Origin of the sequence: Flavobacterium sp. ov086 (assembly GCF_900187965.1) — a bacterium.
In the GTDB taxonomy this organism is placed as follows: Bacteria; Bacteroidota; Bacteroidia; order Flavobacteriales; family Flavobacteriaceae; genus Flavobacterium.
Map to the genome: position 1 here is coordinate 116,293 of NZ_FZNL01000005.1, position 22,102 is coordinate 138,394.

19 protein-coding genes are annotated in these 22,102 nt (G+C 35.3%); 10 read left to right on the forward strand and 9 right to left on the reverse strand.

Going from position 1 to position 22,102, the window contains the following annotated elements; translation table 11 throughout:
* The first annotated feature begins 11 nt into the window (after window positions 1–11).
* From CHB81_RS07690 to CHB81_RS07730, 8 genes are all read left to right on the forward strand, one after another.
* Window positions 12–1,091, forward strand: coding sequence for an alkene reductase (locus CHB81_RS07690; protein ID WP_089351313.1), 1,080 nt, complete (start codon window positions 12–14; stop codon window positions 1,089–1,091).
* A gap of 760 nt (window positions 1,092–1,851) precedes the next feature.
* On the forward strand, window positions 1,852–2,451 hold the full coding sequence (locus CHB81_RS07700; protein WP_089351315.1) for an RNA polymerase sigma factor: 600 nt from the start codon (window positions 1,852–1,854) through the stop codon (window positions 2,449–2,451).
* 164 nt (window positions 2,452–2,615) lie between these two features.
* The gene (locus CHB81_RS07705) at window positions 2,616–3,677 is read left to right on the forward strand and encodes a FecR family protein (protein ID WP_089351316.1); all 1,062 of its coding nucleotides are present in this window, start codon (window positions 2,616–2,618) and stop codon (window positions 3,675–3,677) included.
* A gap of 56 nt (window positions 3,678–3,733) precedes the next feature.
* Window positions 3,734–6,925, forward strand: a complete 3,192-nt coding sequence (locus tag CHB81_RS07710) for a TonB-dependent receptor (RefSeq protein ID WP_089351317.1) — start codon at window positions 3,734–3,736, stop codon at window positions 6,923–6,925.
* A gap of 17 nt (window positions 6,926–6,942) precedes the next feature.
* Window positions 6,943–8,352, forward strand: coding sequence for a RagB/SusD family nutrient uptake outer membrane protein (locus CHB81_RS07715; protein ID WP_089351318.1), 1,410 nt, complete (start codon window positions 6,943–6,945; stop codon window positions 8,350–8,352).
* 91 nt (window positions 8,353–8,443) lie between these two features.
* Window positions 8,444–9,718: a ComEC/Rec2 family competence protein gene (locus tag CHB81_RS07720; RefSeq protein ID WP_089351319.1), complete on the forward strand. Its 1,275-nt coding sequence runs from the start codon at window positions 8,444–8,446 to the stop codon at window positions 9,716–9,718.
* A gap of 19 nt (window positions 9,719–9,737) precedes the next feature.
* Complete coding sequence (locus CHB81_RS07725; protein ID WP_089351320.1) at window positions 9,738–10,670, forward strand: glycerophosphodiester phosphodiesterase family protein; 933 nt, start codon at window positions 9,738–9,740, stop codon at window positions 10,668–10,670.
* A 275-nt stretch (window positions 10,671–10,945) separates the two neighbouring features.
* On the forward strand, window positions 10,946–12,361 hold the full coding sequence (locus CHB81_RS07730) for an alkaline phosphatase (RefSeq protein WP_089351321.1): 1,416 nt from the start codon (window positions 10,946–10,948) through the stop codon (window positions 12,359–12,361).
* A 352-nt stretch (window positions 12,362–12,713) separates the two neighbouring features.
* Here CHB81_RS07730 and CHB81_RS27055 read toward each other — a convergent pair whose 3' ends face one another.
* The 8 genes from CHB81_RS27055 to CHB81_RS27120 form a co-directional block, all read right to left on the reverse strand.
* Complete coding sequence (locus tag CHB81_RS27055; protein WP_217899721.1) at window positions 12,714–12,971, reverse strand: alpha/beta hydrolase; 258 nt, start codon at window positions 12,969–12,971, stop codon at window positions 12,714–12,716.
* Window positions 12,928–13,497 (reverse strand): flavodoxin family protein, encoded by a 570-nt coding sequence (locus CHB81_RS07740; RefSeq protein WP_176427501.1) that lies wholly within the window; start codon window positions 13,495–13,497, stop codon window positions 12,928–12,930. Before CHB81_RS07740 ends, CHB81_RS27055 begins: the two co-directional genes overlap by 44 nt.
* 10 nt (window positions 13,498–13,507) lie before the next feature.
* Window positions 13,508–14,245, reverse strand: a complete 738-nt coding sequence (locus CHB81_RS07745; RefSeq protein WP_089351323.1) for an SDR family oxidoreductase — start codon at window positions 14,243–14,245, stop codon at window positions 13,508–13,510.
* A 10-nt stretch (window positions 14,246–14,255) separates the two neighbouring features.
* Complete coding sequence (locus CHB81_RS07750; RefSeq protein WP_089351324.1) at window positions 14,256–14,933, reverse strand: type 1 glutamine amidotransferase domain-containing protein; 678 nt, start codon at window positions 14,931–14,933, stop codon at window positions 14,256–14,258.
* Between the two features lie 2 nt (window positions 14,934–14,935).
* Complete coding sequence (locus CHB81_RS07755; protein WP_089351325.1) at window positions 14,936–15,193, reverse strand: hypothetical protein; 258 nt, start codon at window positions 15,191–15,193, stop codon at window positions 14,936–14,938.
* A gap of 143 nt (window positions 15,194–15,336) precedes the next feature.
* Entirely contained in the window at window positions 15,337–16,362 is a 1,026-nt protein-coding gene (locus CHB81_RS07760) for an amidohydrolase family protein (protein WP_089351326.1), read from the reverse strand.
* A 38-nt stretch (window positions 16,363–16,400) separates the two neighbouring features.
* Entirely contained in the window at window positions 16,401–17,240 is an 840-nt protein-coding gene (locus CHB81_RS07765) for an AraC family transcriptional regulator (protein WP_089351327.1), read from the reverse strand.
* A 20-nt stretch (window positions 17,241–17,260) separates the two neighbouring features.
* On the reverse strand, window positions 17,261–18,262 hold the full coding sequence (locus CHB81_RS27120; RefSeq protein ID WP_254921006.1) for a carboxymuconolactone decarboxylase family protein: 1,002 nt from the start codon (window positions 18,260–18,262) through the stop codon (window positions 17,261–17,263).
* Between the two features lie 279 nt (window positions 18,263–18,541).
* On the opposite strand from CHB81_RS27120, the gene CHB81_RS07775 reads away from it, so the two are divergent.
* Entirely contained in the window at window positions 18,542–19,438 is an 897-nt protein-coding gene (locus CHB81_RS07775; RefSeq protein ID WP_089351329.1) for an AraC family transcriptional regulator, read from the forward strand.
* A gap of 52 nt (window positions 19,439–19,490) precedes the next feature.
* Entirely contained in the window at window positions 19,491–20,018 is a 528-nt protein-coding gene (locus CHB81_RS07780; RefSeq protein ID WP_089351330.1) for a hypothetical protein, read from the forward strand.
* Window positions 20,019–20,087: 69 nt separating this feature from the next.
* Here the strand turns inward: CHB81_RS07780 and CHB81_RS07785 are convergent, their stop codons facing one another.
* Entirely contained in the window at window positions 20,088–21,569 is a 1,482-nt protein-coding gene (locus CHB81_RS07785) for a WG repeat-containing protein (protein WP_089351331.1), read from the reverse strand.
* Window positions 21,570–22,102: the final 533 nt, after the last annotated feature.

The following is a 22,102-nucleotide window of genomic DNA, read 5'->3' on the forward strand; positions in this document are numbered from 1 at the left end:
AATAATACACTATGAAATTACTAGAAAAGGTAACATTAGGAAAACAAACATTAAAAAATGCAATGGCGATGGCACCTATGACCCGCAGCAGAGCTAACAGCGCAGGTGTAGTATCAGATCTGACTGTATTGTATTACACACAGCGTGCGAGCGCCGGACTGTTGCTGAGCGAGGCTATAAATATTTCAGAGCAGGCTTTGGGGAGTCCACTGACACCAAGCCTCTATAATCAGGAGCAAATCGATGCATGGAAGAAAGTAACCAAGTCAGTTCATGATAACGGAGGAGTAATCTATGCGCAGCTTTGGCATACCGGTCGTGTCGGACATTCGGTGGATAGAGACGGAAAACTTCCTGTAGCACCATCGGCAATTGGAATAAAAGGACAGCAACATTTCACATCTCAGGGAATGAAAGATTATGAAACTCCTCAGGAGCTGACTATATTAGAGATCAAACAGATTGTAAAAGATTACGGTCAGGCTGCCAAAAATGCAATTGAAGCCGGTTTTGATGGTGTTGAACTGCATGCTGCATTTGGATATCTGCCTAATCAATTTTTATCTGAAAGTGCAAACCTTAGAACTGATGAATATGGCGGGAGCGTAGAGAACAGGAACCGTTTTGTGCTGGAAGTAATGCATGAATTAGTTACTGCTATCGGAAGCGATAAAGTTGGTATAAAGCTATCGCCAACTGTCTATTACAATAATATTGAGAATAGCGATCCTGAGGCACAATTCAAGCCATTAATAGAGGCTTTGAATGAATTACCGTTGTCTTATATTCATCTTATGAATGGGATGTTACCCCTGGATAATCATCCAAACTATCCTAAAAACGCAGTGGAAACTTTTGGAAGTATAAGCAAACATCTGGTAATTGCAAATGCAGGGTTCAATAAGGAAACCGGGGAGGCAGAACTTGAAAAAGGGATTGCAAAAATAATTGCCTATGGTTCACTATTTCTTGCCAATCCTGATCTGCCAAGAAGGTTTGAATTGAATGCAGAGTTCAATCAGCTTGATCACGCGACAATGTACGGTGGAGGTGAGCACGGATATACAGATTATCCACATCTGAAAGATTGAACCTTAAGCTGCCCATCACCAAGTAGCAGTTACGAGGAGATTTTAAAAGAATAAAATAAATTGGATATTCCGGTTTCTAAATTGTTAGTATTTACAGGTTGAAACTAATTCAATTAGCAAAAAAAAAGCATAAAAAAATCCCATTTCATAAGAAATGGGATTTTAATTTTGTGACCTCTACGAAACAAAATTTGGTTTGGATGTCCTGTTGGGGATTGATGAAATTCGTATCTAATTTTAATATGAGAGCTGCACATTCGAATCTAAACCTTTTAGCATTTGATTTTCGTGATATTTATTTTTGTAAAACAGCATGTGCCATGATTTTGCCACAACACTTCTTACGCCAATTTTTAATCTATTTTAATTGGGTTAACTTGTTTTAAATGAGTATTATAGTTCGTTTAAAAGTCGAAAGTAAGTAATTTTAATAAAAGCCGAAAATGGAGAGTCTTAGCTTTTTGTGGCAAATAAGGAGCAATTCCAAATCAATAAAAATGCGGTATTAATTCTAGAAAGTATTTTGGAATCATAAGCAAATTTTATTCCGACACATAATCTTTCTTTTGGAAAAATATGCATTTATACCAACAACTTAATGATGCGTTATTATTTTCTTAACGAACAATATGATAAGAGTTTGTTTGGGAGGATATAATTTCGCAAAATAAAATCAACCTTATCATTCTTTAAAAAAACAAATAATGATAATTTATTACAATTGGCAGACTCTTCTTTACTATTTACAATAAACAGCTAAATGTCTTTAAATAAGCTAAATGATGAAATTATTACTTCTTTTGCCAACGGTGATAAGGATGCTTTTATATCCGTTTATAATAATTATCAGCAAATAGTATTTAACAATGTCACACGGCTTATTCCTCAAGCTGATGTTGTTGAAGATGTATTGCAGGAAGTTTTTTTGAAGCTTTGGGAAAACAAACACAAATTCCACGATGAGCATGCAGTAGCTTCGTGGTTATTCTCTGTTAGTTACAACCAGTCTATTTCCCATATCAGAAAATTGATTAGAGAAAGAAAGTACTTGGAATCCATGAAAACAGATTTCAATTTTGAATACGATCCCGGAAGCGAAGTCGAAATAGAGAACATCAAAGAAAATATTTTGACGGAAGCGATTAATCAGTTACCGTTGCGCAAAAAACAGGCCTTTGAACTTTGTAAATTACAGGGAAAAACCTATGCTGAGGCTGCCGAAATTATGGATATATCTTCAGAAACGGTAAAAGAACATATTACCCTTGCCTTAAAATTTGTGCATACCTATACAGTAAATCGCTACGAAAAAGAGTCAGCGATATCTTTATTTATCATCGGTTTATACTTCCGTACTTAGCCTGCTTACAGTCAAATCTTAGTATTTTACAATTAACTCTTCTTTTGTTAATAATTACTTAACGAACACTGTACCCCCCATTTTTGTAGTTGCTGCGTTTTTAGAATAACTGTGGTCATTAAGGACCTCTTATTTTAAGATCGCAACGTTTTTAATTTATTATTATGGATAAAATTCAATCACTTATCGAAAAATTGTGGAAAGGAACTATAAGTCCTAAAGAAATCACAATACTCGAAGAGGCTTTAAAAAATGTAAATGATCAAGAGAGTAATCAAGTCAAAAATCATTTTAAAAAAATGTATGAGCAAGATACAGTTCCTGATCAAAGCAATAAAAATGCGGCAATACTTTTAGAGCGCATTTTAGAATCTATTGAGGAGATGGAAGGAAGTTCAGTTAAAAAATTGACTTTCGGTTCAAGATATATCTGGTGGGCAGCGGCGGTTATGATTGGCATCTGTACCATATTTCTTTTCCCTATAAATAATCAACGTTCAAATACACCAGAGAACAAAAATTTACACCTGGCACAAAAATCAAAAATAATTGAGAACAAGCAGCAGTATAATATAAATGTTGATTTGCCTGATGGGTCTGCAGTTGTTTTATTTCCGAAAAGTAAGATTGATTACAACAATGAATTTAATATAAAAGACAGGATAATTAACCTAAAGGGAATAGCAATATTTAAAGTTGCCAAAGATAAAACAAGACCCTTTAGTGTATTTTCAGAAGGGTTTGTTACTACCGCTTTGGGTACAAAATTCTTAGTGAACAGCAGAAAAGTGAATAGGGTAGAAGTAAAACTTTTTGAAGGTAGTGTAAGGGTAAGAGATAATCATACTATTGGTAAAACCATACCGGACATTTATCTGAAACCCGGACAACAATTGACATTGGATAAACTAAATACTAAGTACGAAATAATTGCATTTAATCCAAATGACAGTACAGGGCTATTTACAAATAAAGTTATTGCTAAGGATAGATTGACAACCAAATGGTCCCTTAGTTTTAATAATGAAGCGCTGGAAACGACATTACAAAAACTGAGTATAAAATATAAAACGGATATAGAGTATAATAAGGAAACTATAGAAGGACTTTATTTTACAGGAACTGTTGAACAAACAGATAGCCTCCAAACTGTACTGACAATTATTGCCAATATGAATGGACTTAAATTGAAGGAAGAGCAAGGGAAATTTATTATCACAAAGTAAAACAATAACGAAATTAACGAATAAACCAAGCAACAACAATAACAACAACAACAACAATGAATCTATCAAGGCCTAAAAAAAGTAAATGGGGGTTATTTATCTACCTGTTATTATTCACAGCGGTGCAAGCAATTGCACAAACGCAAAATCCTATTGTATCGGGTACGGTAATATCCGAAAATGGCGAGTCTCTGCCAGGGGTAACCGTACAAATTGAAAACAATGATCATAAAATAGTGGCTTCAAATATTACCGACGAAAAGGGTTTATTTACAACAACTGGCTTAAAATTAGGAGAAATCTATAACTTCTCTTTTTCCTGTGTGGGATATCAATCCACTCAAATAAAAGCATTTGAAGTAAAAGATGGTACTAATACCCTTTTAGCAAGATTAAAAGATAGTAACGAGAAATTAAATGAAGTAGTGGTGGTTGGGTATGGCACCCAACAAAAGCGTTTTGTTACTGGTTCTGTGACCAAAGTTAATGCTGAGCAACTGTCTAATTATAGCGGAAGCAACTTTGCCCAACAATTGAGTGGTAAAGCTGCCGGTATTCAAATTAACGAAGCCTCCGGGCAGCCTGGTTCAAACCCTCAAATCATCATTAGGGGTATTGGTACACTTACTGCGGGACGTAACCCTTTGGTGGTGGTAGATGGTTTCCCTCTTACAGAAGGAACTTCTTTCAATTACATTAATCCAAATGACATAGAAAGTCTTGAAGTATTAAAAGATCCTGCATCAGCATCTATATATGGTTCCAGAGCTGCAAACGGAGTAATTCTTATCACTACCAAAAAAAGTAAGGCAGACAAATTTAATGTTACTATAGACGCTTATACCGGATTTCAACAACGAGCAGATAAAGTAGAATATGTTAACGCTCATGATGCTGCTATTTTCTTTACTGAAGCAAGAGATCAGGGATATATATCCAAAGATCCTGCAAACAGAAGCATAAATGATGACCGTGCGACCAGAGTTGCAAAAGGAGCTTCGTTGAGAGAATTACGTCTAAATTATCTGGACCCTTACCTGAACAACCAGCCCGGCTTGACAGATACAAACTGGATGAATGAAATATTCCGTACAGCACCTATAAGTAATATAAATGTGGCTTTGAGCGGCGGGAACGGAAAAACATCGTACTATACCTCTTTCAATGCCTTCAATCAGGAAGGTTTAGTGATCGAAAACGGACTAAAACGTTACAGTGCCAGCATAAAACTAAACAATAAATTATCCGATAAGGCTGACTTTGGTGTAAGTCTTAACCCTTCTTATACAATACAGCGTTATTATGATGCGAATGGTGGATTTGACGAACCAATTGGTGCAATGGCAGTTATGTATCCTTTCTTCAAACCATATAATGATGACGGTACTTTGGCCATCAGTCAACAAATAAAAGCCAATCAGCCCGAAGATGGTGCCTTGGTAGAAAATCCGGTTGCCCAACTTAAGATGATAAAAAACAATCGTACTTTTTTCAAACTTTATGGGAATGCATTTATCAATTATTCTATAATTAATGGCTTAAAATATAAATTTTCTTTAGGCGGGGATTTTTCACAAAGTATGTATGATTTTTATAACCCTTCTAATCTGGGAGCTTATCGTACACCTGCACCTAAACCTGCAACTACTTCACAGACAGACGGATCACTAACAAATTACTTATTGGAACATACCTTAACGTATTCTAAAAAAATTGACAAGCACGATTTTACCCTTTTGACAGGTTACAGTTATCAGAAAGAAAATTCATTCTCAACTATCATAACCGGGGCAAATATTGCCGATGATAATATAGACAACATTGGTGGAGCCAGTTCTTTTACTGTAAATGCTAACAGATACAGATGGGTGCAAATCTCTTATTTTTCAAGATTGCAATATATTTTTGCAGACAAGTACATTGCCTCATTCTCTTATAGAATGGATGGTTCTTCAAGATTTGGAGCCGATAGCAGATGGGGTAAATTCCCTTCGGTAACAGCTGGTTGGATTTTTAGTAAAGAAGGATTCTTCCCTGAGCAAGATGTTGTTAGTTTCGGAAAATTGAGAGCGACCTGGGGACGCTCCGGCAATAATCAAATTGGTTCTTATGGTTCATTGGGTATTGTAACAGGAGGTAATGCCGCCAACAATTATGTATGGGGTAATACGCCTGCTTCGGGCTTTAGTGCTTCAACCACACCAAATTTAAATCTTTCGTGGGAAACCAATACTTCTTATAATTTAGGTTTGGATTTGCAATTATTTAGAAAAATTGACATTACTGCCGAATATTATAATGCCACTACTTCTAATTTATTACTGGATGTGCCTGTTCCGCAACAATCGGGTTTTAGTAGCTCCTTACAAAATATTGGAAAAGTTCAAAATAAAGGAGTAGATCTTAACATCTCTGCCAGTGATATCAAATTAGGCCAAGTGAGATGGAATCCTAGTGCGAATATCTCTTTCAATAAAAATGAAGTATTGGCTTTGGCTCCAGGTCAGACACAAATAATTGCTGGTGATATAGGCAGTATTATTACAAAAGTGGGCGGTCCCATAGCCGAGTATTACGGTTATCAGATTATGGGTGTATATAAAACACAAGATCAGTTTAATGATCCAAAGACACCAAAATTACCAGGCACACAAATGGGAGATTATATTGTAAAAGATGTAAATGGAGATGGCGTAATTGATACCAAAGACTGGAGACCAATGGGGACTTATTCTCCAAAATTCACTTATGGATTCTCCAATTCTTTTGCTTACAAAAACTTTTCATTATCCTTTTCATTAACTGGTGTTGAGGGCCGTAAGGTGTATGAATCAAATTTAGCTTCAAGAGGAGAAGCCGGAGAAGGATTTGCTCTGCCAACAAAATATTATTTTGAAAACAGATACCATCCTATAGATAATCCGAATGGAATTTTTGCTCAACCCAACTTAGGAAATTTTTCGGCAGCCCGAAGAGCTACAAAAGCATCAAATTTGTATATCCTTAATGCCGATTATTTGAGGCTTCGTGATGTGCAGCTTGCCTATACACTTCCTTCATATGTAGTAAAAAGAGCCAAAATAGCGAACATGAAAATTTATGTGGGCGGAAACAATTTGTTCACCATTACAAAATACAGAGGAACGAATCCGGAAGGAACTACAGGCTCTGCCTTAACAAACGGGCAAGCTACATCCAACTATCCTATAGCCAGGACGTTTATTTTTGGTACCAATATTTCTCTTTAACAACTAAAACGAATACAATGAAAAAAATATTTTTTGCAATAATTGGTGCTGTCTCTCTTGTTTCCTGCAGCAGCGACCTGGATCAACATCCCTTAACTGATAAAGAGTCAGGTAAGTTTTTGACTACCGAGACCGAAGTAGAAGAATATGTAGTGGCAACCTATGCCTCATTGCAGGCAAATGGATTGTATGGCTTGTATTTGCCCGCTATGGGCGAAGTTCCTTCTGACAATACTTATGAAGAAGTGCCGGCAAATGACGGTGCAATTTACGGAGATTTAGAAGAATTTAAAACCGTTCCGACAAATGGAATGATTGCCGATAACTGGAAAGCCAGCTACGTTACCATACAACGCTGTAATGTAGTATTGAACAGAATAGCCGGAGTAGCCTACAAAGCAGATGCTGTAAAAAACTCCAGAATTGGAGAGATGAAGTTCATAAGAGCGTTAATTTACTTTAATCTGGTACAGTTTTATGGTGATGTTCCTTTGACAACGGACGAAACCAAAGATCCAAATGTGTATTTTGGTAAAGGCCGCCAACCGGCAGCCGATGTTTATAAGCAAATTATCCAGGACCTTACAGAAGCAATTGCGACTTTACCTACATCAACAACACAATCAGGACGTGTAATAAAAACAGCAGCTCAGGCTTTGTTAGGGAAAGTGTACCTTACACAAAAGGATTACACTAACGCAAAAATCCAAATTGATGCAGTTGTAAATTCTGGTGCACACGCACTATTCAATGATCCAACGACACTTTTTGATTTGACAAATGAAAACGTAAGTGAATTTATTTTTTCAGTGCAGTTTGGTTCAGGTATCAACAGTAATACAGAGGGCAGCACTATGGTTCAACAGTTTTCGCCTTCGGGTGTAATGAGTGGTGCCAAAGGACATAGCTTGCCTACAAAAGAACTATACAGCAAATACATTGTAGGGGATAAAAGAAAAGATAACTATGTTAAACTTTCCTCTGCCGGTACGCCGTATAATAATAAACTAAAAAAACCTGTAGCACCAACACCTCCTGCTGATGGCGGAAGTAATACAGTGGTACTTCGCTATGCTGACGTGTTATTGATGCAGGCTGAAATTGAAAACGAATTGGGTAATACACTCACAACGGCAAAACCAGCACTGGATAAAGTAAGAACCAGAGCCGGACTTGCTCCAACAACTGCCCTTACACAAGATGATTTGCGTGATGCCATTGAACTGGAAAGACGTTTAGAATTGATAGGAGAAGGGTATCGTTGGTTGGATTTACTAAGAACCGGAAAGGCAATAAGCACTATGAATTCTTGGTTCATTTCTCAAAATAAACCTACCAGAGTAACTACTCAGTTCCTTTTAATGCCTATTCCGCAAAATCAAAGAGATGCTGATCCTACCATAACACAAAATAAAGATTATCAATAGTAATAAGTAAACAATCGCCATAATTAAGCATCACAATTTGATACTGAAACATGGCGATTTTTATTTTTCTAAAAAACGAATTCATAAACAGATGAAAAAGCTATCAATAACATTGTTCACTTTTTTTATTTACACTTTTGCAATAGCACAAGAAAATAATGACACGACCAGTATTCTTTGGAAAGAAGGTTACATGGACATACACCATATCAACACTGGTAGAGGTGTCTGTACTTTTTTTATATTGCCGGATGGAACAACCATGATGGTTGATGCCGGAGATATGGACGATACCTATTATGCAGGACCTGATTCCAGAAGCTGGCCCTTGACGGTAACACCTGCCTATCCTGATACGAGTAAAAATTCAGGCGAGTGGATTGTTGATTATATGAAACAGGTTTATCCGCAGGTTAAACAAATTGATTATGCTCTTATTACCCATTTTCACACAGATCATATGGGAGTCATTCGCTCGGATAGCAAAACAGCTCTGCAAGGCGGATACAAACTTACAGGAATTACTCAGGTTGGTGATTTAGTTCCTATCAAAAAATTGATTGACCGTAGTGCTCCTGACTACAATTTTCCGCTTGATTTAAATAAATATTATACCGAACAAAACAGCATTTTCCTTAATTATCAAAAATTTATTGCAGAAAATAAAAAAAAGGGTTTGAAAGCAGAAGGTCTTAGCGTGGGAAATTCGGATCAATTGGTACTTATCAAAAACAAAAAAAAATATCCGGATTTTCGCATAACCGGAGTGAAGAGCAGCGGTACAATCTGGACAGGTGTTGGTAATCAAACACAACAATACATTTTGGCTGACAGCATCGTTAAAAAAGGGAAATTCAACGAAAATCCTTTGAGTCTTGCCATAAAACTTAGTTACGGGAAATTTGATTACTTCACCGGTGGAGATAACACCGGATTGCAAGGCTATGGTTTACCCAAGTGGTTTGACACAGAAACTCCCATGGCAAAAGCCGTAGGCAAAGTAGAAGTAACAACCTTGGATCATCATGGTAATCGTGATGGTACCAACGAAAATTTTCTTTCGTATTTGCAGCCGCAGGTTGTGGTAGAGCAAACCTGGTGCAGCGACCATCCCGGTCAGGAAGTAATGCACAGGCTTTTATCAGACCATATTTACAAAGGGGAAAAAAACATCTTTGCGACCAATATTCAGGAAGTAACCAAGCACACATTAGGCTATTGGTTTACCAAAGGATATAAAAGTATGTTTGGACACGTAATTGTTCGGGTTTTACCAGGAGGCAATTCGTTTTATGTTCTCATTGCCGAGACAGTAAACGGTAAGATTCAAATAAAAAAATCATTCGGACCCTATAATTCTAATTAATTTTAAAACAGAAAATAATATGTCTAATAAGTATTTAGCCGTTGTTCTTTTAACAACAACTCTTTTCTGTTATCAGGCAGAGGCTCAAAAAAAAGTAAAAGGAAATTCAGTTTCGCCCCAACAGAAACTAGAGCAATTGTTTAATCCAAAAAGTAACGAAATATTAGTTACGGCTCACCGAGGTGATTGGAGAAACGCTCCTGAAAATTCTTTATTGGCATTAAAATATTGCATCGATATGGGTGCTGATATTATGGAATTGGATTTGAAAAGAACCAAAGACGGTCAGCTAATTGTAATGCACGACAGAACCATAGACCGTACCACAAACGGCAAAGGAAAACCGGAAGATTACACGTTGGAGGAAATTCAAAAATTTAAGCTTAAAAATGGTTTGGGCAGACCTACTTCACATCAAATCCCTACATTTGAAGAAATGCTTATTACCGCAAAAGGCAAAATATTGATTGACGTAGATAAAGGTTATGAATATTTTGATGAGGTCGTAGCTCTCATCAAAAAACATAATATGTTCGATCAGACAATTATCAATATAGACGATAATACCAATTTTGAGAGTGTAGAATCTAAATATGGAAAAGTAGATCCAGCAGCAGTATTAATGCCGATTATTCGGTATACAGACAGTCATGCCGACGAGATTGTAAAGAGCTATATGAGACATCAAAAAACAGTTTTTCAGCCTGTTTTTGATACTGATACAATCAAAACAATTAATGATTTACCAGTATTGAAAAAGAAAGGTTATGGTGTTTGGATTAACAGTCTTTGGGCATCTTTAAATGGTGGTCACGATGATGATACTGCGGTGGATGAGAACAAACCTGATGAATCCTGGGGATGGATAATAAAAAAAGGAGCCAATGTAATTCAAACTGATAGACCAAAAGAATTACTGGAATATTTGAAAAGTAAAAAATTGCATCAATAACAAGGAGAAACTGCTTTTTTAAACGAGTAAATTATATATAATCAAAAGTTGTAGAAAGCTTTTGATAACCTTGGAAATTTTAATCCAAATGTGCTATAAAATTTAGAGACAGGTCTAAGAGAAGAAACAGGTATCTAAAGTCTTTTATCTTAATTTGTTACAATAGTTTTATAATGATGATTGTTAGATTAAGAAACAGTTATGTTTAGGGTACTACCCTGACAGTGATCTTAATTTATTGATTATTTTTGAAACACTTATAAATAACACAAATAATGAACAGAAGAAAGTTCTTTAAAAATGGCTCTTTATTTACAATCGGCGCAGTAGTGATGAATCCTTTGCAGGGTTCGGCCAATATTTTAGATTTAGAATCAGCTAATAAAAATAAGAAGGCAAAAAATATTATTTTATTGGTTAGTGACGGGATGAGCACGGGAACATTAAACATGGCCGATTTGTTTTTGAACAGAAAAACGGGTAAAGGCTCTAACTGGATACAATTATATAAAGACAATAAGGTGTCAAGAGCTTTAATGGATACCGCATCTGCGAGTTCCATAGTAACAGATTCATCGGCAGCCAGCTCTTCTTGGGGAGGAGGTTTTAGAGTAGATAATGGGGTTCTAAATATTAGCCCGCAAGGAGAACCGCATTTGCCGATTTGGCAGAAATTTAAAAAGGCAGGGAAAATGGCCGGTTGTGTCACGACCGTTCCCATAACGCATGCCACTCCGGCTGGTTTTTGTGTCAACAGCAAAAGTAGAAATGCTCAGGATGATATCGCTGAACAATATTTAGATCTTGGCTTTGATGTTATGATGGGAGGCGGCGCAAACTATTTTAGTTCAGAATTAAGGAAAGATAAAAAAGACATGTTCGCAGCTTTTAGTTCGAAAGGATATCAGGTTGTAAAAACGCGATCTGAAATGGAGGCTGCTTCAAGTTCGCAACCTATTTTGGGAGTGTTTGCTGATGATGGACTTCCGTACTATGTGGATAGAAATAGTGATGAAAATTTAAAGAAAGCTATTCCGAGCCTTGGTGAAATGGCCCAAAAAGCAATTGACAGAATGAAAAATCATAAAAGTGGTTTTGTTTTACAAATTGAAAGCGGAAAAGTAGATTGGGCAGCGCATGCTAACGACATTTCGGGTTTGATAAACGACCAGATTGAGTTTGATGAAGCAGTAAAAGTAGCAATAGATTTTGCAGAGAAAGACAAAGAAACTTTAGTTATTATCACGACAGATCACGGAAATGCAAATCCCGGAATAATTTATGGGAAATACGCTAATGATAATTTTGATAGCATTCAGCATTATACCCAAACCAATGAGTGGATTTTGAATCAAATAAAGACAGATACTTCAGTTTCCCAAGTAAAGGAAATTATCGAAAAATCAAATGGACACTCCGTTTCAGATGAAGACGCAAAAACAGTCTTGGGGTATTATGATGGGTTGCATAAAGAAGACGGTTTGTATAATTACAAAAAACTGCCTTACAAAGCTTTTGCAGAAATGCAAGGGAAAATAAATTCTGTCGGATGGATCAGCATGGATCATTCTGCGGATTATGTTGAATTGGCAATGTTTGGTCCGGGAAGCGAACTTTTAAAACCTTTCGTAAAAAATACAGATTTGCATTATTTAATGCTGAAGGCGGCAGAAGTTGAAAATAAGTTTTAAATAATTATAAAAAAAGACCTAATATATTGTGATTTTTTCAAAAGTTTAAAGCCTTTAGACTCTTCCGGTTAAGTTGAATTGGAGAAGAAAGTATTTTCATTACAATTTTCGCTGTCAACTTCCCATTAAAATTCATTGGGAAGTTGTGGACGTTTTTTTGAATACTTAACATACGTAAGGTTTTTTTGTGTTAGCCGTAAATAGCAAAAGGCGAGATACTTAACCATTTTAATGGAAGTATCTCGCCTATGCGATATTAAATTTTGTGACAGGAACGGGACAAATTTCTATAAAGTTTATGGAAGATTTTTTGATCTAACTCAAACTCCTCCATTTTTAATCTCTAATTTTTTTAAATGCAAATTTCAACTCTTGCTGTAGGGTCTTCTAAATAACGGGGAAGTCCCTCGCTTTCGCCTTGATACGAAGCATCGAAAGTTAAAGCAATAAATCCATTCTCGGCTAATTTTGATGCATAATGCCCAATTGTTTGTTCTTTAACTCCGCCGGCCGGATGTATGCATATTATAAGGTTATTTTTTTCATTGGTTAGTTTTAAAGGATTATTAGCGTAACTGATTAATTGTAAAATCGGTAATTCTTTTGCCAAATACTTCTCCAGAGAATAAATCGTCCTTTGTAATAGGTGATGTCGTATTTTGTTCGGCAAAAGCCATAGCGCCTATCCACGTTCCCAGGCGATTTACCCCATTTGACTGTGAAGGCATTTCTCCTGTTCCCAACCAAATCATTCCATGCTGCATTGCGAAGGCTTGTAAATACTGTAAAGTGATTACTTTGTCTCCGCTTGGTGTTCCTGATACCGTAAATCCTGCTGCAATTTTATTTTTCCATTTTTGCTGTGACCAGCTTCCAATAGTTGCATCGGCAAATGCTTTAAATTGTGCGGCACATCCAGCCATATAAGTGGGGGTTCCAAATATGATAGTATCACTTGCATCTAATTGACTTATGACCGCATCATTTTTATAGCGCCCCTTTGTGATATCATTTTCATCTATTGAAATAATATTTAGGGAAGCTTCTTGCACTGACGAAACCCCTTTGCCAATTGATTCAGCAAATTTTGCCGTGCTACCCGAACCAGAAAAATATATAATGGTTATTTTTTTCATTTTTTGGGGTTTAATATTCCTGACGTGTAGGTCTAAACAGAATTTCATTAATATCAACTTCTTTGGGCTGACTGATCGCAAATTCAACTACGCGCGCAAAAGAATCTGCCGGAATGGCCACAGCCTGATAGAATTGTTTGGTTGATTCATCCGGAATACCACTTGCACTTGGCAATTCGGTATCGATAACTCCCGGAGAAATAATAGTCGTTCTGATATTGAAATCTTTAGCTTCCATTCTTAAACCTTCAGAAATGGCTCTTACAGCTGTTTTAGTCGCAGAATAAATTCCTGATCCTTTGCCAATTTTGTGTGCCGCAACCGAAGACACATTAATAATATGCCCGGATTTCTGCTCCTTAAAATAAGGCAGTACCGCCGCAATACCATTCAAAACCCCATTTATGTTCACGTTAATAACCTGATTCCATGTTGTTACATCACAATCCATTATTGGTGTTGAGGGCATGATTCCGGCATTATTAAGCAGTACATCTATTCTTCCGAATTTATTTACGGCCGCTTGCATCAAAGTTTGCATCTGTGTAAAATCGGTGACATCGGTTTGTACAGCAAGAGCTTTTTTTTCATTTTTAGAAAACTCCTCTACAAGTGCATCAATACGCTCTAAACGTCTTGCTGCTAATACAAGAATGGCTCCTTTTGCAGATAATGCTTTTGCAGAAGCTTCGCCTAATCCGCTGCTAGCACCTGTAATTACAATTACTTTGTTTTCGATATTATTCATTGTAAACCGTTTATTTGTTTAACAATAATTTAGACAATGCTTTACCAACACTAGCAGCAGACTGCGGATTTTGACCTGTAATTAAACGACCATCAACAACGGTATTATCACTCCAGTTTGGCGCTTCCTGATGAAAGGCTCCTTTAATTTTTAAGGCATCGGCTAATAAAAAAGGAACTACATGCGTAGATTGTACTTCTTCCTCTTCATCGTTTGTAAATGCCGCTACTTTTTTCCCGTTAATTAAATATGAACCATCGCTTAGTGTAGCATTTACAAGTGCTGCTGGGCCATGGCATACTGCTGACACAATCTTGCCATTTTCATAAATTTCGCGAATCGCTTTTATAACAGCTGGTGTATCTGGAAAATCCCACATTGTTCCGTGCCCGCCTGCAAAAAATATCGCATCGTATTGTTTTATATTTACCTCCTCTAATTTCAGGGTGTTTTCAATTTTATTCCTAAAATTGTTATCTTCCCAGTATCTAGCAATAACAGGATCGCTGAAATCTTCTAATCCGTCAAGCGGAGCTGCTCCTCCTTTTATAGAAGCAATATCTACCTGAATGCCATCATTTTCCAAAACTTCTAACGGATGGGTAACTTCTGCTAAATTAAATCCGGTTGGAAGTTTTGTTTCTCCCTTTTCATTACAACTTGTAACTACAAATAATACTTTTTTCATGATTAAAATTGTTGGTTTAATAGCGTGTATTCTATTTTTTCAAAATATTTGTAAAGAGGGAATCGGGCAAGCAGTTTCTGTACTTTATCCTGATCTGTCTCATTAAAAACAAGAACAGCACCACCCATAGCATCTTTAATAAAAAGATGTGCTAAAACCCCTTCTTCTTTCAAGGCTGCCACAACAGCGAATTCCTGAGGTAAAATCTCTTCAATGTTTTCGACTTTGCCTAAAACAGTGTTTACTAGTATTGTATTCATATTTTTCTTATTAAGTTATACAGCAAAATTATAATGCATTAGAGGTAATTTGTTAAGAAGATTTATACCGATATTTATGAATTTCAAACCATTTTAGCTCTGAAATGAAAGTATTTCAAACTAAAATAGTTAATGTAGTAGTGTTAGAGATGAAAAAGGCTCTCTGCGTTTTTGTATCCAATTTTTTCTTTATCCTCATTTGATATAGAGACATTTTCCAGAAAGCTTTTTGTATTTTTATCAATCAAAAATGGATAATCACCAGAATACAAGATCCGGTCTGATCCGACTTGTGAAATGGCAAATTGTAATTGTGCTTCAGAAAAAAGCCCACTTGGGGTGATGTAGATACTACTTTTATAATATTCAGAAATTTTTCGATCTAATTTTAAAGTTTTACCAAGCTGATCATCTAAGCGATTTAAGTAAAAAGGAACCATCTCGCCCCAATGGCCAGATATAAGCTTAAGTGCAGGGAGCTTGTCGAAAATTCCTGAAATAATTAGTCTTATAATTCCAATGCCGGAATCTAAATGCCATCCGTAACCTGCACCAGCAAACATTGCCCCTGCAATAGCTGGCCACTGATCACTTTGATAATAGGAACTTGCAATATTTTCTGATATTGGGGCAGGATGCATGTAAAGAGGTATATTAAGATCCTGTGCTTTATAAAAAACAGGTAGAAATTCAGGATGATCAAAAAAACGTCCCTTATAAGTTCCTGAGAGCATAGCACCTTTTAGGCCTAATAAGTTTACTGACCTTTCCAGTTCTTCGCTTGCTGCTATAGGATCTGCCATGGGTAAGACTGCTAATCCGGAAAATCTATTTGGATATATTTTGATCAGCCGTGCTAATTCATTATTGGCCTGCTTACACAAATCTAATGCTAAAATTTTGTCTGTAATATTCTGCGGACTACCTGGCCCATATGAAAGTATCTGCATGTCTATACCGCTGTCATCCATAAACTTAATTCGGAGTGCTGCTATATCTTCTATTACATCGGTATTAGGCAGGGCAATGGACATCAGTTCTTTTTGTACCTGGTTAGATGATGCGCTAGAAGTACTTTTTGAGGCATTAAACGCCAATACTTTTTGTGAAATTTCCTTAAGAGTAAAATGCTCTTCTGTAGTTATAATTTTTAAAGTTGAGTAAGACATTTGATTCGATTTAAATTGTTTTAATTCAGTATTAAATATCAGTTTGTTTTGCGAAATGATTTTGGACTCAAACCAGTTGTTCTTTTAAAAACATTATCAAAATAAGAGGTATATTCAAAACCCAAAGTGCAGGCTATTTCTGTTATGCTCCAATCTGTATGCAACAATAAAATTTTGGCCTCTGTTACAATTCTTTCATTTATGATTTTTAAAATTGTTTTTCCGGTTTCCTTTTTTACCAGGCGATTCAGGTAATTGGGATGAACACTCAATTGGCGTGCAAATTCATTAGCAGTTTTAAAGGAAAGAATACGATTTTTATCCTCTATGGGAAACTGCTCATTAAGCAGATTTAAGAATTTGGAAGAGATTCTTTCTGAAGCTTTTTTACTATTGAAGTTTCCAAGGTTGTTTTCGTCACTATTCAGTTTTAATGCTTCATGAATCAATATGCTAATGAAATTACGAACCATATCTTTTCTTTTTATATAGTGCTCGTTGCTTTCTTCCAGGATTCTTTCAAAAATAAACTGAATATTAGCTTTTTCTTTTTCTCCAATAACTTCATATACAGGAACTTTTTCTATATTAAAAATGGAAAGCAGTTCTGTGTTATCTAAATATCCGGCAACCTTCAGGAAATTTTCAGTAAAGAGACAACTGTAGCCATTTTGCTCTGATTCTGTCTCCCAGGAATATGGAGTGTTTATATTGCCAAAAAACAAATACGTCCCGTTAATGGTAATACTTTTGTCTCTAAAATGTACCGTGCTTTTTCCATCGACTAAACATATTCGATAAAGATCTTTTCTGCCAAAAGAGGGCGTGTAAGTATCCAGATTTTCAATCTTAAAGGCTTTAAAATCATTTGCATCCATTGGCCTGTTTTTTATTAGAATTACTTTCCAATTTTTTCAAAAATTAGTTTCATCATCTCAGGATCTAAGACAGTCATGTCTACTAATTTTAATGTTTTTACCATTTTTAAAGTAGTAGTTTTATAATGCTGAAAATGCGGTGTCTGCAAATGAGATTTATAGGCTTTTTGATTAGCGTATATTTCTACTATTCTGATCTGTATAGGATTTTCTTTTTGAAACATAGGATAAATGGCAATCACTCCTTCTTCCAGTTTTACTGATTCTGAAGATTCTTTATCCAATATGGTTTTGTATTCGTCTAAATATTCCGGAATAATTTCGATTTCAGAAATTCTTACCATCATATCAGATTCAATAATTGGTATGGCAGGTTGTCCAATAGCATTTCTTAAAACATTGGCTTGTATTTTTCCTGTTGTTTTTTCGATAATAGCAGTAAGTTCCAAAAGCTGTGGATCTGTAATTCCGGTATTTTTACCCATAAATAGATGTGCTTGCAGTTGTGGCTCAACTCCGGTCATTGCGGCTAGTGCAGAGATGGTGACAAATTCTCTTTGGCGGAAAGTCAACACATCACGATTGAAAATATCTGCAAACAAATGTTCTTTTAAAAAAATATCTATTACAGAAGCAAAAGCCGCTGCACCTGTTTTCGGGCCAGTTTCTTCTTTATTCGTTAATTTTTGAAGATTCTCTTTTCCTGATTTGTATTTGTCAGTTACAGGTGTTTCAGAAGCATCTTTCCCTACAGCATCTTTAATGCCTTGAGATTTTCTTTCTTCTAGAACCGCCATTAGCGTGTTGACAGCATTTAAGCTTCGGGGAAATCCGCAATAAGCATAAAGCTGTACCAAAGCTTCTTTTATTTCATTTATGGTAAGTCCAGCGTCAAGACCAGTATTTATGGCAGGTTTCAATTGTTCTAAATTTCCTGTAGCTGTAAGTGCGGCAATAGCAGCCATGCTTTGCTGATGTGTATTTAAGGTTTGATCTTTTTTATCGTTGTTTTGTGAAGTCATTGTATTAAAAATTAAGCAGAAAGTAAATATATGTAGAGAGGGTCGAAATTTCTTTTTTGTCATAACTAGGTAGATTTATAAATTAAACAGGATGAGAACTTTACTAAAGTTAGTGAAAGAATTATTAGTAATTCTCTACTTTTAGCTATTACAAATTTCGGGATTGTAAAGGAGCTGATTTTATACATAATACAGATGTATTTACCATTTTTACTGATTTTGAATTCAAATCGTGATCTGCACGACTCTGTTTGCTAAATTTGTATCAAACATTTGGTTATGGAAAGAATTGACAGAATTGAAACAGTTAAGCAATACAATGATTCAGTAGGAGCAGAGACTTTGCATCCTTTGGTTAGCGTTGTCAATTTTGATGAAATACCAACTTACCAGTATTTTAAAAGGTATATGGGAGTTTATGCTGTTTTTTTGAAGTATATAAAATGTGGCGATATGCGTTACGGATGCCAATCTTATGATTATGAAGATGGAACACTGGTTTTTATTTCACCGGGTCAGATTTATGGAATTGATGGCAGGAACGAGATTATTAAGCCGTGGGGCAAAGCACTGGTTTTTCATCCTGATCTGCTTGCCGGGACAAGTCTTGCTAAACAAATCAAGGACTATTCTTTTTTTTCTTATGAAGTAAATGAAGCATTACATTTATCTAAAAAAGAAAGAAAAGCCATCAACGATTGTCTTGAAAAAATTCTAACCGAGATTGATCAAAATATTGACAAGCATAGTAAAACACTTATTGTTTCTAATATTGAGCTTTTATTAAATTACTGCATGCGATATTATGACAGGCAGTTTATCACCAGAACGCATGTCAATAAAGACATTCTGATTCGTTTTGAAAATCTGCTCATGGATTATTTTACTTCTGGTAAGTCTAAGACTTTAGGGCTTCCTTCAGTAACCTATTGTGCTGAGCAACTATTTCTATCGGCTAATTATTTTGGAGACCTTATAAAAAAAGAAACCGGAAGTACAGCTTTAGATTACATTCAGTCAAAATTAATTGAAGAGGCAAAAGCAATATTATTTGATCACGAAAAATCTGTGAGTGATATTGCTTATGAATTAGGTTTTAAATATCAGCAGCATTTTACTAGATTATTTAAACAAAAGACAGGACTCACGCCGCTGCAGTATCGTATAAATGCATAATTAAAAAAGATATAGATTTATTCTAATATAATTATAAGAAGTAAAGAAATAAATGGAGAATCATCAAATTGACAATTTAGAAATACAATTACAAGAAAATATTCCATTGACAGAAGAAGAAATAAAGCAAATCGAGATTGAACAAAAAAAAGGTATGAGAATATTTGTAATTACCCTCACTATTTCGATACTCTTTTTAGGGATATTTGCTGCTTTATGTGTAGATAAGGAAACTCTTTGTGCCCTGAAATATTATGATTACATTGTTTTTGCAGGAATCGGATTATTCTTATTTGGTTTTTGTTACTCTATTGGATTTCTGGCAGATAAATACAGCAGATACAATTGGAATAAGGATAAATTAAAAGGGAAAAAGAAATTAAAAACGGTGATTATTAATCGCGATAAAACGGAGCATGCTGAATATCTAACTTTTGCAGGTCCATTAAAAAATCAAAAAACAAGAATTGAAGTAAAGGAACAGGAATATAAACACTACAAGATAGGGTCGAAAGTTACAGTTACTTATTTAGAATTTAGCAAGAAAGCCCTTGAAATTGTGGATGACTCATGCCTCTAGAATCTTTATTCTAAATCGTTTAAATATAAGTATTTAAAGGTTGTTGTGGCAATAAGGGGTATTTATTTTTTATTCAATACTTCCTGTTGGAACAAAATCTGATATGTCATCATATTTTGGCTCAATAATTACCTTACCTTTTACATTCATAAGACCTTGTTTTATATTACGGGAATCTTCGTAATTGCGGTCGAAATTATGAAAACGGATCAGACCAAATTGATACGATGTGAATTTTCTGTTTTTGTTTTGGCTAAAATCAAAAGGTATTTTTTTGTCCGTACCAATAAAAGCTATCGGCTCATTATTTATATTTGTTATGACAAATAAATCATTACCCAAGGCGACAATTCCTTTATCGTCAAAAGACATAATCTTTTTTCCCTGACCATTTATCATTATTGTTTCGTAGTTGTTTTTAATGCTTGCCAAAAGATGATTGTTATCCAAAAGGGTTAATTGTCTCCAATTAAAGCCAAGTATAAATGCTCCTTTAGTATTAATGAGAGCATGGTCCAAGTTTCCGTCGTCTTTGTCATCAAATCTTGCTATTACAGACTTTCCATAGCTAAATGGCTCTGCCTCGGCATAAATAGGCTTTATAATCTCTCTTCCTTTAGTATCTATGAAGCCAAAATTTGGATTATACTCATTGTAAATTTTATCTTTTTTATACACCATAACTCTGGCGAGACCATCGCTAAAATCTAAAATCTCCCTATATAATGGCTGTGCCACAACTTGTCCCTTGCTATTTATAAGCCCAAATATAAAATTGCCTTCATATTTTACATCGGCTAAGGAAAAGATTGCCAAGCCATTCGAAAAAACAAGACCTATATCGTATTTCGCATCAGTAATTATTTCTCCTTTTAGATTTATGAGTCTGCCAATATTTGTTCTGTTATTGTTTTTGGAAGCATATTTTTCGTACACCAGTGCATACCCGTTTGCAAAAGTATCTGCTCCTGTGTATTGAACTTTAATCACTTCTTCGCCTTTTAAATCGACATAGCCATATAAATTATTTTTTGCTACCAGGGCACGACCTTGTGAAAAAGATCCAATTGTATCATATATTGGCTGAACAACTATTTCCCCCTTAGTATTTATAAAACCCCATTTGCCATTGATTTCTACCCCGGCCATTCCTTCATCAAAGAAAGTTGTGTTTGTATATTGAATTGGAATTACTATTTTACCCGAAATATCGCAATAACCCCACTTGCCCTTTTTGTCTTTTATATCTATAGTAACAATTTTGTTTTTATTGGACTCTACCGCATTGTTGGCCTCTTCTTCAGCAGCGGGACCTGCAATGTCTATGACTGGTAATCCAATTTCGGGTGTGTATTTTCCAATATTTACAGGTACAAGGTTGTTTCCCCATGAGCCGGCAGCATCGTAAATAGGAGGAATCACTTCATGTCCTGAGGCATCAATAAAGCCATATTTGCCGTCCAGACGAACCTGAGCTAAATACTTTTTTTCTTTTTGTGCAAAAGCAATGGTATAAAATGTGAGTAACAGAAGTAGTATGGAATATTTCATATAGAAGCCTTATTAAAAAATTATCACAATCAAAAAGAGTATTAAATTTATTATTTCCCATAAATATAGAAAATAAATATTTATTGATAAATAGGAGACACATATAAATAAAATTGAATCTTTTATTAGAAAATTTAAGGATTTTAAATGAAATACAAATACATAATACTTTTTCTTTTGTTACGGATAAGCTACAAATTATGATTAAAAAAACAACTTAAATTTTCAGATGCACATTCGAACCTAATTTAGACAGTGCGTGATTTTGTTGGATTTTTAATTTTTTAGATCGATTGCGCCACGATTTTGCCACAAAACTTAAATTATAAGTTTTTAACATATTTAGAAGTACTATTTTGTAGCGGGAAGCATTTAAATATATAACCAGCTTATCTTTGATTATTACAGTATTTTATCATATGCATCTTAATTTTTTTTTCTCTGTTTTTTGTTTCCATAGATACTTATATAAGTTCTTAACCCTTCCGAGATAAGCAAGACCTGTCCTGCTTTGGATTGGAGGCATACCTGAA